The sequence below is a fragment of the Pedobacter sp. Leaf170 genome (assembly GCF_920984665.1).
GTDB lineage: Bacteria > Bacteroidota > Bacteroidia > Sphingobacteriales > Sphingobacteriaceae > Pedobacter.
In genome coordinates this window covers 315,378-330,076 of sequence record NZ_CAKLBP010000007.1, presented here as the reverse complement: position 1 = coordinate 330,076, position 14,699 = coordinate 315,378, and the positions used below count along the sequence as shown (strand labels likewise).

Annotated in this window: 15 protein-coding genes and 1 tRNA gene; 9 read left to right on the top strand and 7 right to left on the bottom strand. The window is 36.8% G+C overall.

The window, feature by feature from the left end; all coding sequences use genetic code 11:
• From LUA90_RS17195 to LUA90_RS17170, 6 genes are all read left to right on the top strand, one after another.
• On the top strand, positions 1-193 hold a 193-nt coding region (locus LUA90_RS17195), incomplete at its 5' end, for a hypothetical protein (protein ID WP_231491875.1).
• Positions 194-662: 469 nt separating this feature from the next.
• Positions 663-923 carry a helix-turn-helix domain-containing protein gene (locus LUA90_RS17190; protein ID WP_231491874.1) on the top strand — a complete coding sequence of 87 codons (261 nt, stop codon included), beginning with the start codon at positions 663-665 and terminating at the stop codon, positions 921-923.
• Between the two features lies 1 nt (position 924).
• Positions 925-1,242: a hypothetical protein gene (locus tag LUA90_RS17185; RefSeq protein WP_231491873.1), complete on the top strand. Its 318-nt coding sequence runs from the start codon at positions 925-927 to the stop codon at positions 1,240-1,242.
• The gene (locus tag LUA90_RS17180) at positions 1,202-1,801 is read left to right on the top strand and encodes a BfmA/BtgA family mobilization protein (RefSeq protein ID WP_231491872.1); all 600 of its coding nucleotides are present in this window, start codon (positions 1,202-1,204) and stop codon (positions 1,799-1,801) included. Before LUA90_RS17185 ends, LUA90_RS17180 begins: the two co-directional genes overlap by 41 nt.
• Positions 1,802-1,804: 3 nt before the next feature.
• Entirely contained in the window at positions 1,805-2,782 is a 978-nt protein-coding gene (locus LUA90_RS17175; protein ID WP_231491871.1) for a DUF5712 family protein, read from the top strand.
• Between the two features lie 252 nt (positions 2,783-3,034).
• Positions 3,035-3,721, top strand: coding sequence for a hypothetical protein (locus LUA90_RS17170; protein WP_231491870.1), 687 nt, complete (start codon positions 3,035-3,037; stop codon positions 3,719-3,721).
• A 384-nt stretch (positions 3,722-4,105) separates the two neighbouring features.
• On the opposite strand, the gene LUA90_RS17165 is transcribed toward LUA90_RS17170, so the two are convergent.
• The 3 genes from LUA90_RS17165 to LUA90_RS17155 all read right to left on the bottom strand — a co-directional run bounded on the left by LUA90_RS17165 (position 4,106) and on the right by LUA90_RS17155 (position 8,725).
• Positions 4,106-6,727 (bottom strand): S8 family peptidase, encoded by a 2,622-nt coding sequence (locus LUA90_RS17165; protein ID WP_231491869.1) that lies wholly within the window; start codon positions 6,725-6,727, stop codon positions 4,106-4,108.
• Positions 6,720-7,706, bottom strand: a complete 987-nt coding sequence (locus LUA90_RS17160) for an AAA family ATPase (protein WP_231491867.1) — start codon at positions 7,704-7,706, stop codon at positions 6,720-6,722. The genes LUA90_RS17165 and LUA90_RS17160 overlap by 8 nt, the downstream gene beginning before the upstream one ends.
• 656 nt (positions 7,707-8,362) lie before the next feature.
• Positions 8,363-8,725 carry a helix-turn-helix domain-containing protein gene (locus LUA90_RS17155; protein WP_231491866.1) on the bottom strand — a complete coding sequence of 121 codons (363 nt, stop codon included), beginning with the start codon at positions 8,723-8,725 and terminating at the stop codon, positions 8,363-8,365.
• A 123-nt stretch (positions 8,726-8,848) separates the two neighbouring features.
• Between LUA90_RS17155 and LUA90_RS17150 the strand changes: the two genes are divergently transcribed.
• From LUA90_RS17150 to LUA90_RS17140, 3 genes are read left to right on the top strand one after another with little or no spacing between them, the layout of a single operon-like run.
• Positions 8,849-9,736, top strand: coding sequence for a HEPN domain-containing protein (locus LUA90_RS17150; RefSeq protein WP_231491864.1), 888 nt, complete (start codon positions 8,849-8,851; stop codon positions 9,734-9,736).
• Complete coding sequence (locus tag LUA90_RS17145) at positions 9,693-11,021, top strand: hypothetical protein (RefSeq protein WP_231491862.1); 1,329 nt, start codon at positions 9,693-9,695, stop codon at positions 11,019-11,021. The genes LUA90_RS17150 and LUA90_RS17145 overlap by 44 nt, the downstream gene beginning before the upstream one ends.
• A 10-nt stretch (positions 11,022-11,031) precedes the next feature.
• Complete coding sequence (locus LUA90_RS17140) at positions 11,032-11,304, top strand: hypothetical protein (RefSeq protein WP_131539906.1); 273 nt, start codon at positions 11,032-11,034, stop codon at positions 11,302-11,304.
• 557 nt (positions 11,305-11,861) lie between these two features.
• Here the strand turns inward: LUA90_RS17140 and LUA90_RS17135 are convergent.
• The 4 genes from LUA90_RS17135 to LUA90_RS17120 all read right to left on the bottom strand — a co-directional run bounded on the left by LUA90_RS17135 (position 11,862) and on the right by LUA90_RS17120 (position 14,626).
• Positions 11,862-12,512 (bottom strand): nucleotidyl transferase AbiEii/AbiGii toxin family protein, encoded by a 651-nt coding sequence (locus LUA90_RS17135; RefSeq protein ID WP_231491860.1) that lies wholly within the window; start codon positions 12,510-12,512, stop codon positions 11,862-11,864.
• 11 nt (positions 12,513-12,523) lie between these two features.
• Complete coding sequence (locus LUA90_RS17130) at positions 12,524-13,027, bottom strand: hypothetical protein (protein WP_231491859.1); 504 nt, start codon at positions 13,025-13,027, stop codon at positions 12,524-12,526.
• A gap of 68 nt (positions 13,028-13,095) precedes the next feature.
• Complete coding sequence (locus LUA90_RS17125; protein ID WP_231491857.1) at positions 13,096-14,307, bottom strand: site-specific integrase; 1,212 nt, start codon at positions 14,305-14,307, stop codon at positions 13,096-13,098.
• A gap of 246 nt (positions 14,308-14,553) precedes the next feature.
• A tRNA-Lys gene (locus tag LUA90_RS17120) sits at positions 14,554-14,626 on the bottom strand.
• Positions 14,627-14,699 lie beyond the last annotated feature (73 nt).

Genomic DNA, 14,699 nt, shown 5'->3' with positions numbered 1-14,699 from the left:
ACTGATATCCTGGAAAGAATACCATCACACAAAGCAAATAAGCTTAAAGAACTTATGCCAAATAATTGGACTAAACCAACTGCCTAAAATATCTGCCAAAAAAAAGATGGGTTGGTCGTATGCTTACAGAACAACTGGCCAGTTTTCTGAAACTCGCCAGCGGGAACAGGCGTTTCCGTCAATCGCATCTTAGTCTATATTGCGCAATACTGATGTATCATGACAAAGCATTTGGGCAAAACCCAATTCGTATTTCAAGGCGTGAACTGATGAAACATTCGGCAATCCGTTCCTATGCCACCTACCACAAATGTATGAGCGAACTGATAGCGAATGGCCTAGTCAAATACGAACCGTCGTACCATCCGACCCTTGCCAGTCGAATTACATTGCTGAACCGAGATAGAGAACCTTGAGGGATAGGCGTATTGCAGAAAGTCCATTTTTCAAAAAAAATGGAGCAAGCGGAAGTTGGGCAGTGGCCCTACTTGCTTGCCCTGAGCTATCGCTACAGGGGCTTCAAGTATCCTCCGGGGATATTTGTTGGCCTTTCAGGCCGATAGAAACAGTAAACGGTATACTTTGAGGTATACCGAATATTTGAATATAAAAATATATGTATATGTGCATTGATGCATATATCAAAATGAAAGGAGCTAATTATGAAGATGGACATCATTACAATGGATGATCTGCAGCAGTTCAAGACAGAAATGCTGAATGAAATGAAAAATATATTAAAAACTAATAGTGGTGTCTCAAATAAATCATGGTTAAGGAGTGCTGAGGTAAGGAAAATGCTAAATATTTCGCCTGGTACACTACAGAATTTGCGTATCAATGGCAACTTGCCATTTCGTAAGGTTGGGGGAACTATGTTCTACAGTAGGGAAAAAATTGAAAAGATGATGGAGGGGAAATGAAATGAAGAAAGATGAAAATTCGTACCACAAAAGATTGCGAAGATACTTTGCGCATGCCTCCAAGCAGCCGCATTTCTTCCCAACACATTTAAGCATGTTGATCGCATTGGTTCATTGTTGTAATCATAACGACCCAACACTTCCATTTAATGTAAATAGAAAAATGCTTATGCGTTTTTCAAGAATAAAGTCTGTTTCTACATACCATAAAAATATCAGGGAGTTGAAGGAAGGCGGTTTTATCAGATATAAACCCTCATGGCATCCAAAGCTTGGTAGTGAAGTGGAACTTAATATTGGATTGGAGAAGAACTTTTAAGGAGATGGTAATGGAAGATATCAATGTTAAGTCTGTGAGATACCCAAAATCAACAGACGAAAAACTGGAAAAAATTTCGATGAAACTGGGTAGGCCGAAAAAACTAGTGGTTATACAGATGGTGAATTATTTTTTTGGTACAAAAAAAGACCCGATCGACTTCAATGACGAGCTACTTAAAAAAGAGCTGGTAAACGGAGTAAGCAGGATAATATCATTTTTCAAAAAGCAGGAAAAGGATTTTCTGTTACCCATGTTTACTGACAGTAACGGACTCACTATTATAGCTAAAGAGCATACAGAATATTTCAAAATAATCTGGCAGCATCTACAGAAAGAGGAAAAGAAAAGTGACGTAATTTCTAACCGCCTGGGGCAACTGGAAAAAGAAATTTCCGCAACTCACCAGTATCATAATGAAAAAAGTAAACTGAAGTCCAGTTTTAGAGAGATACTCAATTATTATATCAATCAGAGGGAATCTTTGGGATGGCCAGTATCAGCTGCCAAAAAGGAGGAATTGCAAAGCCATGTCAGAAAATCCCTTGAAAATATTTAGCCTATGTACATTAACATTACAGCATCCGAGACGGGAAATAACAAAGGTAGTAGTGGAGCTTTGGTCAATTATCTAGAAAAGGAGAATGACCAGAAGAATGGGGAAAATTCAGTATCAGATTACGAAAACTGGTTCAATGGTGTAAGAAATGATATCAGAAGGCAGGAAGTTCGAGTTAACATCGATAATAACATCGCAAAGCTTGGTCGTGAAGACAGTAAGTTTTTTCTGATTAATATCAGTCCGAGCCAAAAGGAGCTAGAACATCTTTTTAAACAATACGGAGAGAGTGGTGCAAAAGAGAAACTAAAAGAATTTGCTATAAATGTTATGGACGAATACGCCAAGAATTTTAAAAGACCGGGTATCCATATGAATAGCGATCTTTTATGGTTTGGTAAGGTTGAAAACTACCGTTACTACAAGCACACAGATAAAGAAGTAAAAAATGGAACAAAGCAAAAGGGTGATCGAAAAGAAGGACGACAAATGCATGTTCAGGTGATCGTAAGTCGTAAAGATTTAAGCAATAAAGTCAAACTTAGTCCTCAAAATACCTCAAAAGGCAAGAATGAACAACATTCTGCAATACTAGGGCAATTTAACCGAACTGCATTTAAACAGTCTGGTGAGGAGGTGTTTGATAATCTATTCAAATTTGACAGAGGGTTGAAGGATAAGTTTATATATGCAAATGTTATGGAGAACGGAACTCCTGAACAGAAAACCCAGATGCAGATGATCTCCGAACTCTCGACTGACATTTCAAGAGATATCAGTATAGATAGTTTGACGAAAGGAATTTCAGATGGAGTTTTTGACAGTGTTACCGATATGATGATTATTGCAAAAGATGCTGGCGTTGCGCTATTGGAAATCTTGATGGAACCTACCTACGAGCCCCCAAATGTCGATTCTGCTGAGGAAGCTGAGAAACGTAAGCGTAAAAAGTTACAACAGTCACGAGGGTTGAGGAGGTAAGTTCGGTAATCCAATACTAATAACCAGCTTATGCTAATTATTATCATTATTTCACCATTAATCGTAAAATGATATTGCTAAATAATTATAGTTTTTAGTAGATTAAGTTTATGAAATCAATTGTAGATAAATGGTAAACTGACTAATCACGTGTCTGCATTTGTCCAAAGCGCTTAATTCGATTTTATTCTTTTAGTTAACAAAGCAATAAGATTAGGGCAGTTAAATAAATTTTAATAACTTAAAAAATATATGGGCGACTACTTGTTCGAATTAGATGAGGCTATTAAAGATATTTCAGAAAAATATGAAATTACTAACTTGTCTATGATACAAAAATTCTATCAAGACACCTATTGGGATAGGTTTGCACGCCTTAGCTTTTTTAATAAATTGTATGATGAATACCGATATCATTTCTTATATGAGATACAAGGCTTGAGCAGTCAAATACACTTTGGGATTGCAAGTTGCATATTGTTCAGGGATAAAATAAGTACTGAAACAGGCAAGCCAAATGTATATAATCATAGATACACTTTCATGATTGAATCTACTGTCCATGCTATTTATTCCTATTGGAACCGAGTAGGCTTAGTTCTTAACACATACTTAAAAAAACCTAAAGAGTTAAAGCGAACTTATTTTGCAACCGTTGTGCCTCAGCTATTAATTGATCATCAAGAGTTAGAAAACGACAAATTTTATAAATGGATTTGTAATGTAAAAGTTGCCTTAGACGAATTGGATCGCAATGAGTTTGCTCATAACAATTCGCTGATAATGCAAAATTTCTTACCTGAAAACAGTGAAAGAGATAATTTTAAAAAACTTTTAAATATGCCAGATGTCTTGTTATCACATAACAAAGCAATAGTAGATGAAATTTATAATCTAGTTGAACTTGTAGAAAAGCTGGAAACAATAATAATCCCGTAAACTGTAAACAATCTATCGGAGTGAAATAAATATTAAAGGCACAAGAGAATCAAAATAGCTATCTATCCCATACCTATTTTCCTTTTTAATTTAAGTTTTTCTATCCTTTTAGTAAGTCAACCTGAAAAATCAATCCTACTAAATGAATAATTTTTCTTTGCAACTTATGAAGAATAAATATTACACAACATGAGATATTTATATGTAGTTGCAATATCCGGTTGGCGTTCTGAACTCATTTGTTAATTTTAAATTAAATACTTAAAAATACTGAAGGCCATGGTTTATAATGCTTTCATTCGTTTTTTAGCTAATAAATGCATTATGAGGAATCGCACCCTCAATTTTTCGCAAATTTCCAGTTTGCATGACTAAATCTCTCAACTATACCCTTTCTTGGATTCGCTGTTGCAGACGTAATTTGACTTCTTCGTATATCATTGTGTGAACGTTCTCTTGAATTTCTAAAGTTACATTTAAAGCATAACGAACAGGCGTGTTAACCGACAGTCCTGATGCGTCACCTCTGCAACTTACTTTAATATTTAAATTGTCACCATCTCTGAATGCGTCAGCATATTCCCCAGTTAAAATGTCATGTTGAACAGTTCCTTTCTTACCTAATCTGTAATCGTGACTATTTCTCTCAAGAGTTAAAAAACCATTTCCATCCAGATTGTCGAAGAACAGATGTGCTTTTCTATACTGTGCAGTTTTGAAATTTATCGGGCTTATCCATGCCAAGGTAATGGCCAGTTTTTTATCAATGTTAACACCAGCTAGAGAGGGAGGTAGTGGAAATGAATAAATGTGAGCATCATTATTAGCCCTGCAGGTAAGTTCTCCAAATCCTATTAAAGTAATCCTATGATCAGTACAGTAAAGAATTTTTTCAGCATCAACACACCCATACCCGAGATAAGGGAAAATATGTTTTTTTAAGGTGTTTCCAGTAATCCCGGGTTGGTTTCTTAGTAAATCGGATAGTATCTGTTGTGCTTCACCCCAGCTTGATCCGTGAACGAGTAATGCCTTAAGTATCACAGTGAAATATTCGGAAGGAATTTTTTGGTTTTCCGGCAATTCGTTGTTTAGTTCCACTAACATTTCATAAAGTTTTCCTCCTAGTCTTGTGGTCAATGCCGCAGAATTGCTTGTTCCAGATAAATATCCTGACTTTTGTATATCTCCTTGAGATCCCGGTAATGCAACCAAATTACCTGGCGCAATTGAAATTGATTGGTTTCCTTCGAGAGTAAGAAATGTTTTATCCTGACTTGGTTGATTGAATGGTTTTCTAAACAACTTTCTGCCACCAGGCATTAATATATCAGGTTTTATTGAATTATTGTAACCAAAGCCAATCCTACTTATTGGGCTTAATAGAAAGCAACTATCAATTAGGTTTTTCCTTTGTGGATAATTGAACGGAGGAGAGCTATCATGGTGTGAAGCTCCAACAGTTAACGAATTAATGGATTCTGCCGGTGTTAAGATTTTTCTGTCAAAGTTTCCTTCAATTAAATTTCTCAATGTAGCTGACTGGATATCCTGTACAGTTGCGTTGTCGAAATTGTTCGGGCGAATGTCAATGTTAACATCATCTGTTTTATTGCCGGCACTTATAATGAATAGCACATTATATTTATAAGATAGCCAATCTATGAGTTTTGCCCAAGTACTTATATTTCTGTGGAAAGGTCGGAATGGATCACCTATCGAGAAATTAATGATTTTTACATTAGGTGCTGTGGGTTGCGTCTCGCCCTCGCCCTCAAACATTCTTTTTACTGCACGATGGATTAGATCTACCGGAAGCTTATCATCAGGCAAAAATTCTCCACCTTCTTGACTATTAGCGATCGGTTTCAAAATTGGACGTACATACAACATTCTTTTCAACGGTACATCGCCCTCACTCAAATCACCGTTCATTATCAGAGATGCCATGGCTGTTCCATGCACTCTAAATTGACCAAGATAATTTCTTGAAAATTCATCGGGATCGTCTACGATGATTTTTCCGTTTAGTAAAACGTGATTTTCTAATGGTAAACCATCCAACAATGCAATTGAGGGTGAATTGATAATATTAAGAGCAGGTATATCGTCGCTATAATCTAAGAGCTTAGGTTTTTCAGATAAGTTAAAAATAGTTTGACCGACTGGTCGGAAGTATAGAATTTGTTGAGATTTAAGGAAAATAATATTTGAGTTTTCTGTTAGGTCATCAAATGATGAAAGTGGAGCCTCTGCTATAAAAGCATGATAGCTTATTTCAGGTAATATTATTCTTGAGCTCTGAACAGCTTGTCCCTCGTTCATTCTTAGTAGTTCAATAACTTCACCATATGCGCGGTTATCCTTCGCTGTGTCATTTTTGAATGCAAGCTCAATTTCAAACTTTACAGGATCCACCCCTAATAATCGCATTTCCTCAAGGTAGTCGGATAAACCGGTATCGTAAATTCGATCCGCAACACTGTAAGGCCTTAAATCTTTCAACTGTTCAAAAAGAGTTCTGAATTTTGCTGTTCCGAGTCTAAATTTTTGTGCGCTTAAGTCTTTTTTATATTCCTCCCAATAAGATCTTAATTGACTGAGTGCATTTTGATTTGTCATAGTGAGAAATAATCTTGCACCAAATTTTTTATTAGTTTTTTGCCCGTTTCTGTCAACAGTGTAAAAATCATCATCTGGATCCACCTCGGATTGAAGCTCGCCTAAGAATTCCATCCCAGGAGTATTCGCTACGGCACTAAAGAAATCCTTAATATTTCCAGCTATCTCTAAAACCAAAATCATCTCTGTCACAAGGTTGGCTGGATTCAGACCAAGGTATGCTGTTTGATTCTCTAAAACACGTTCCAAATCACCAATGCGATTGTCGAGTAACTGAATTTGTTTTTCCTTACTTGGATAGCGTAAATTCCCGCTAAAAGGAGGTAAGGTGTCTCTAGAACCTGAGGAAGCTCTAGGGAAGATAAGGAGAGGTTTTTTAGCCATTTTTTATTTGGTACTTATTGGATATGTGATCTAAAGACTCTGCAACGATTCTCTTCACATCTACCTCTGGCAGAGATAGGATGTACTTACGCTGTATGTCCAATACAAATTCTTCAATTTCTGAAAAACTTAATCCTTCCAATTTTCCCGAGAGCGTTTTATGAGAGTGTTGTAAACTATATTTTACTTGATTTTCGAACTTTTTTAACCAGTTTTCTATCATTACTCGATCTGGCTTTTTAAGTTCCATTCGAATTTGAAAACGTCTCCAAACGGCTCTGTCAAGCAACTCTGCATGATTGGTTGCGGCAACTACAACAACGTAACTTGGCAGTCTGTCAATTTGCAGTAATAGTGAACTCACAACACGTTTTATCTCGCCTGTTTCGTGTGTATCTCCACGTTCTTTCCCTATAGCATCAAACTCGTCAAAGAACAATACACATTCTTGAGTTCTTATGAAATCAAACATAGCTTTAAGTCTTGATGCTGTTTCTCCTAGGTAGCTTCCAATAATTCCGTCATATCTGATTACATAAAATGGAACCATTAAAGATTGAGCGATTGCTTCTGCCAAGGAAGTCTTCCCGTTACCAGGTGCGCCAGCCAACAAAATTCTATTTCTTGGCTCTAAATTATATGAGCGAAGTAAGTCGCTTCTATGATGTTCTTGAACAAGATCTGCTATAATTTTCTTATTCTCTCTATCAAGAACAATTTCGTCAAGGCTTCTCGAAGGGTAAAGTCTAAAAAGAAAACTCTCTAGTTTTTCATCCAACAAAGTTTTTGGATTTTTATGAGCCGTATTCTGTTTTTCGAATTTGTTTGCATGTAAAATATCCTCTAATTGGCTCGCAACAACATGGTGCTGTTTGCTCCTTTCTTCTGCAATTAGAGATTCGACAACCTTGACAAATAATCCATTATCGCCAGAACTACCTGCTTTAACTAATTTTAATAGAAGGTCTGCTCGTGCCATTATGCTTTTTATTTTGGTAAAGTGGAGATTGCTAATTGATGAATCTAAATAATTATTACAAAAATTCAAATAAATCTTTAATAAAGCTAACGATCAAACTCATTTTTGATTAAAAATTGGAATATATATATCAGTAATTTAACAATTTAATTATCATATTAATACATATCCTAAGTGAAAATAACAAAACCTATGGTATGATTGTTATAAAGTACATCGGGAATAATTATATGATTATAGTTAAGAACTCCACCCTTTGCATTTAGCTAGACTTTTTTCCTCAACTTTTGTTTTTTAAAATAGATATGATTCTTGCATAATAAGCCATCTGCCTCTATTCTAGAAAACTAACATTCCATTAGAATGCGGGCTAAAATTGATACTTATCATATTTCCAGTACAAGATTGTCTTATTGTTTGAACTAATCGTGGTTAACCCGTAAAGTTGCCAGTAATTGAAAAAACTTTGTAAACCTAAATTGATAGTTTGTGGACATTTTTAAAGTAATCTCTAATTCATAGATACAAAAGTATGAACGAGATTAAGCAAGCGGCATTGAAGTATTGCCCTAAATCTTAAGACTTTGAATTTTTTATAGTTTAATTGAAAGTCAATTTTAATTCTAGAATAGCGCTGCTATTTGACAATGCATCATTTATCTGTTTTTAAGTAAATCATTTTTTTCTTTTTCGCTTGTTAACAGACGTTCATATAATTCAACTATTTTTTCGATGGGATTGAAATTATTCTGAATTGAATTATCATGAAAATTATTGATATTGTTAAAAATTGTCTCCTCTGTAAAGTGTTTGATTCCTTCAGAGGTTACGCCTAATGCTTTTGCCACTTTCTCCAGTGTAGATTCTTCAATTTCCTCACTTTGTTCAAGTTTGCTTATAGCCTGTTGACTTATGCCAAGCTCTGTAGCAAGTGCTTCCTGTTTCATTCCACGCAGTTCACGGATACGGCTTATTTTTCTACCAAGATGCATTCTATTCGTTTTTTCTGAGGTTTCCATGGCCAAATATATTTAAAAATTTCCGACGGTTAAAAACAACCCTGTGCTTGTATTTAACAACCATTATTAGTTCGGTACCCGCTTTTTCTAATCGAAATTGGTCTTCATAATAACGATGAAGATATGAAAAAGAAATCATTAAAGCCAGTGGAGGGCTGGCAAGAGCCGTTCTCCAATTTTGTTAAAGAACTTGCACAGCGATTCACGCCCTTGCAAATTCTAAAGTTCGGTGAAATAAGTTCTACAAAGAATTCTTTTACTTCTTTCTTTCCCGAACAGACGAGCAGCAATTTTCACTATTACTTATTAATGGTAATTGGGGGCACCACAAGAATTGAGCATGGCGTTCAGGATTATGTAAATACGCATTTTGACCATGGCAAGATCACGATCCTTGTTCATAGCAAAGAGAGCATCGATACAGCTATTGCAGGTAACAATAGATTTTTTATTACAGTGTTTAATACCGGCATTCAGCTATACAGTCATGATGGTACGCTGAACCTGTTTCCTGAATATATTCTTGATAAAAAGATATCTCTTGAAAAAGCCCGTAAGCATTTATACCATAGGATTCCAATGGCGCAGGGATTTTTGGACGGAGCAGGGGAATGCTACAGTAATGAAAAATTCAATGTGTGCGTTTTTATGCTTCACCAAGTTGTTGAGCAATCCTGCATTGCCATGATCAGGGTTTTTATGGCTTATAGGTCGGATATTCATCATTTGGGCAGGCTACTGGATATCTGTGCATGTTTCTCGGAGCAGCCAAGAGCGCTTTTGCTTGGAACGCCAGAAAACAGAAGGCTTTTTGAGAAGCTCATGAATAGTTACAGCCACGCCAGGTATAAAGATAATTTCAATGTCGAGATGGGTGATGCTGATAAACTATATAGCCTGGTTCATAATTTTTTAATTCTCGCCAAAGATCTTTGTGATAAAAAGATCGATCTTCTAACTGCCGAATGTGAAGAGGCGGAAGCATCGAAAGGAGAAACTGAAAATGGGTGATGAAATGATACTTGCCGGAAAACCTAAATCCCAGTTCTATAAACTTCCGTTTGATAAGAGTACCCGTACATTGAGGTTGAATGTTTTGGAGTCACACACAGAACTTCGAGCCGGGAACCGACCATATTACATGGTTGAAAAAAAAGTGCTTTCATTTAAGAAAGGGATATTGACAATTAGGGTAAAGCTCGAAAATGAGCCGCCTGTAAAAGTTTACCTGAAGGTGGAGTATGATCATTTATTGGTAAGCTGCAATATTGATACAGATGAAAATTATCTTGGAAGATATGCCTACCGTACTTTGAGGGCCATGTTATGGAATGAATTTCATGACTTTGAGAAATATTATTGGCCGGAATGCTTTAATGAAGCAACCGGAAAAACCAAATATCTCCAAGTAATCTGTGATAGATATGGAGTGGACATCAGGTTAAAAAAAGAGTTTAAGGGTTTTTTCAGGCCGGATGATTATTTCCTGCACATATCAGAACGAAAGGTATTAGAGAGAAAGTGTGCTAATGATGGATTAGCTACTTTAAACCAGAACTACCTTATTGGTTATTGCCTTGCAAATACCGATCCCGTCAGGTTCCATTCCAACCATTATCCATTTCTGATACCGTATAGCTTTACCTTCAATGCGGACAATAAAACTGTAAAATCTTTCACGGGGTTTCTCTTCGAAGAAGACGATAGTTTTGAACAATCTGAACTGTCCGAAAATCAAACTAAGCTGAACAGCATCTGCTACCAAATGAAGAAAATTGCAAAGATTCAGTTTACGGAATACGGAGACAGTGATAAACGTTCTGTTGAGATAGACGATCTCAATTTCAGCAATAAGAGGAAGATTTTCGAACTATTCAATAAAGCACTCCCAATACTGTCGAGGGAGCCATCTACACATTACCTGTTTACCTATGGGATGAGAAATATTCAGAAAAGACCCATGAAAAAGGATATGCAGGTTGCCAGATTCTCAGGTGAAGTACCCCGTTTAAATTTTTTACTTAGTGATAAGGGTGATTATTACGAACTTAAATTGAGGCTCAAAGTAAAAGAAAAGGTCTTGCATTTTTCCGAAGACAGGATTGCTATGTTTTTCATCTGTTCGTCTGCAAACCCCACTGTTTGGTATCTATTGGAATGTGAAACGGATTCTAGGGTAGTCCTTTTTTTTGGTCGTAAAAACTTTAAGATTCAAATCCCTAAGGGTTATTATAAGGAGCATTTCGAAGCGTATATAGATGAAATCAAAAAACAGTATGAGCTTGAAATCAAATAGAAACACAGACATGGAAGAGATTAAAAAACTAATCGATTATCAACCTTCAGGGCTTACAGAAGAAGAAATCGAAAATGCGGATTCTGAGATGGAATATTTTTTCGTTAATTTTCCATTGCATGAGGCAAGGGCAAATTTATGGGAACTTTACAAGGGCTGGGTGCATTTGGAAGCTGAATCTCCGGAAGGAGAGGAAATGACTGATATGCTTTTCTTTTGTAACCAGATGATCAGCTTCCTGAACTTTTCTTTTATAGTAACAAGGCAGAAACAAAATAGATGAACAAATAACAGAGAGCATGATCATAAGGGAGTTGCTTTCTGTTATCATTAAGTTATTTTTAATCTACTATTGCGAGAGCTGGCCTTCCCGCATTTTCGGCCTGTGAAAGCCCAATCACTACCCAACGCTTTTCACCATGGTATATAAGGAAATGCGATTCCGCATCTAGGTACTACAGTTCATCCGATTTGAACCCGATGCTCCTTCGTTTAGAAACAGGTGGCTCCTTTACCGCTAACAGGTATTAAAAAACAATAGTTTTTCAGCTTTTTCTTTTCTATACCCAGACGACTTTAGGTGTTATCAGCAATCATATTCCTAAGTGGTTCAAATATTCGGATGAGTTAATAGTCACATTGATGGCAGGTTATCACAAATTGTGATAACCTTTGAAGAATCCCTTTGTGCCAACGACAAGCCCTTAGGATTTGCTAGAAAACATACTTCGCCGATGGTGAAGCTGTCGAAGTATTTTTCCTGCTGAGCCTTGTAATGAAAATGCGATTGCTTTTAGGACGGTGGTTTGCCGAAATGATTGGATTAGTGCATTCTCTAACCTAACGACCCATTCCACTGCCTCGTTCATTTTTATTGTCGTTCCTTGTTTCTTTCAACTTATTGTTCAACTCTTTGATTTCCTGAATACGGGTATATTCCCGTACTGCTTTTACTATACTATCCTGAATATCCTGCCATTTTAGCTTTCCATCCATCAATTTTACTGGAACGCTGAAATCGATATCGTTATGGTACATTAAAGACGATTTGGCGGTGTTAGGATCTACATTTGGATATTTACGGCAGTAGAAACCAATAATTTCATCCAATGGTAATTCCTTTAGAAGATAGTGTATATCGATAAAATCCTTGATCCGTTGTCCGCTATTAACGATTGCATTGATTTTCATGGCCGATATGTCCCGGTTGGACATCATCCTAATTCCCTCTATATTTTCGATTGGTTTGATTGATGGATATTTGTGCGAAATAAAATCAAAATCCACTTCGCCAATACTTCCGCTGGCATAATTTTCCTTGTGACGTTTTACGTCTGCACCATATTTATTTCGTAAGTGTTCAGCTAGTTCGTTTCCATCAAAATCCGAAGAGCTGAATAGGTCAATGTCTATGGATTCCCTATGCCCAATTCTCAAAGATAGTGCGGTACCGCCTACAAGGTAAAAGGAATTGAGCTGATGGTCTTTCATCAACGTCTGGATTAGATCCAGTGTCCTTGGTTTAACTGTTTCTTTGTGTAACATCTGAGTTTTTCTTTGCTCAACTGAAAATATTCGCAAACGGCTTCCATGGTCATGTCGGAAAGATAGCTAATGTCGTTTTTAAGGGCGTTTACCACATTTTCTCTCCCATAAAACCTGATCATCTCCTCCCAATCCTTAGGGTCGCCTTTATCAAGCACCCGTTCCATAACGGTTCTATAACTTCTGTTCCAGTCAAGTTTGTCAAAATCAAAGTCCCAGAACAATACCTTTGGAAGGTCGGGTCTTCTGACCTTTTGTATCAGTGGCTGTCTTTCGATTTTGATTTCGTCATTTTCGAATGGAACCTTCTTTTTGGAAAGATAATTGTTCAGTGTATTATAGTTATAAGCGGGGTAGCTGTCGCAAAATCCCTTCAGACTTGAAAACACGTCGATGTCCGTACTGGCAAATCTCTTCCAGTGCACAACGATTACTCTTTTGTTCAATTCCTTTAACATCATACAAACTTAACCAAAACAGAAGTTAATGCCTAATATTTTTAAATATTTGTCAAATGATGGTTATTTATCTAATTATATTTATCATTTAGAATCGCCATATCTGCACTTACCTTGATATCCAAGACCTTTGCATATATCTGGGTAGTCCTGATATTGGTATGCCCCAGCATTTTGGATACGCTTTCCATGGGAACGCCATTGAGTAGGGTTATGGTTGTTGCAAAGGTATGTCTGGCAATATGTGAGCTTAAAGGTTTGTCAATTTCACAAACTGCGGCAATTTCCTTGAGGTATTCGTTTAGCTTCTGATTGCTCGAAACTGGTAATGCCCTGTCTTTTGTGATGCAATATGGATGGTCGCTATATCTTTCCAGTATTGCGATTGCCGGAGGTAATAGGGGAATAGCAGATCGGGTTCCTGTTTTGGTTCTGTTTGTGAAAACCCATTTTTTGCCATCTACACCTGTTTTAATATTCGATAGGCTCAGTTTTTCTATGTCGGAATACGCAAGTCCGGTAAAACAGCAGAAAATAAAAACATCTCGTACCTGACTTAGCCGCTCGGTTAAGAACTGCTTTTCTGAAATTCTAGTTAGTTCATCCTCTGTAAGAAATGAACGCTCTACATTTTTACTCTTTAGTTTGTAGCCAAACATTGGATCGCTGTCAATCCATTTTAAGCTCAATGAAATGCGAAGGATTTTACCAAGGCTTTTCAGATACCTTACTGTGGTATTGTTGGCACAACCGTTTACTGACCTCAGGAAAAAATCAAAATCGCGTATAAACGCATGGTTGATATTTTTGATGTTGATGTCTGTTATCTTGTATTTTTCATTCATGAAAGCGACAAGATGCCTTTCCAAAACTTGAAAGCGCTTCAAGGTACCAATAGCATATTCCTTTCCTACCAAAGCCTCCATTTTTTCGTTATGAACTTTGATGCCTTCCATCAAGGTATGCTTCCGGACTTCCCGCCCGATAAATCTGCACTTAATGCCTTCGGCTGAAATAACTTCGTCGGCATCAAAAAGATCCCTGTAGACCTGGTTGATCATTGACTGGAGATTGTCCAGATGAGCATTAAAGCTTCTGACATCTTCCTTTTTTCCATCCTGTCTGCCTGATTTGGCATTCCACTTTTCAGGATCGCACTCAAGCCCGCTGGTCATTTCTGCCCTTTTTCCGCCAACAGTTATTCGTAAATAAACTGGCACATGGCCGCCACGATAGTTTTTCTGCTTTTTAAGATAAAAAAGCAGGCTAAAATTAGTTTTCATATAACTGAATTAAGGTCAACAAAATTAGCCTTGCAGTCTGAAAACGTCAAGACGTTCGATAGTCGAATGTCTTGTTAAACAAGTGGTTATAAATAATTCGGTGAGTTATTTTAATACCGAAATTACTCACCGAATTACACACTTTTAATATGAGAATCGGTGAGTAATTTAGTTTTTCCACCAAAACAAAAAAGCTTGCAATCATTTGATTTGCAAGCTTTTACGTAGTTTTGATACTATCTTCTGTGATCCCGCTGGGATTCGAACCCAGGACCACTACATTAAAAGTGTAATGCTCTACCAGCTGAGCTACGGAATCTACTTTAATTTAATTGACCTAAGCCCTTTGTTTTAAAGTGGTGCAAATATAGGGTTCTTCACTATTTCATGCA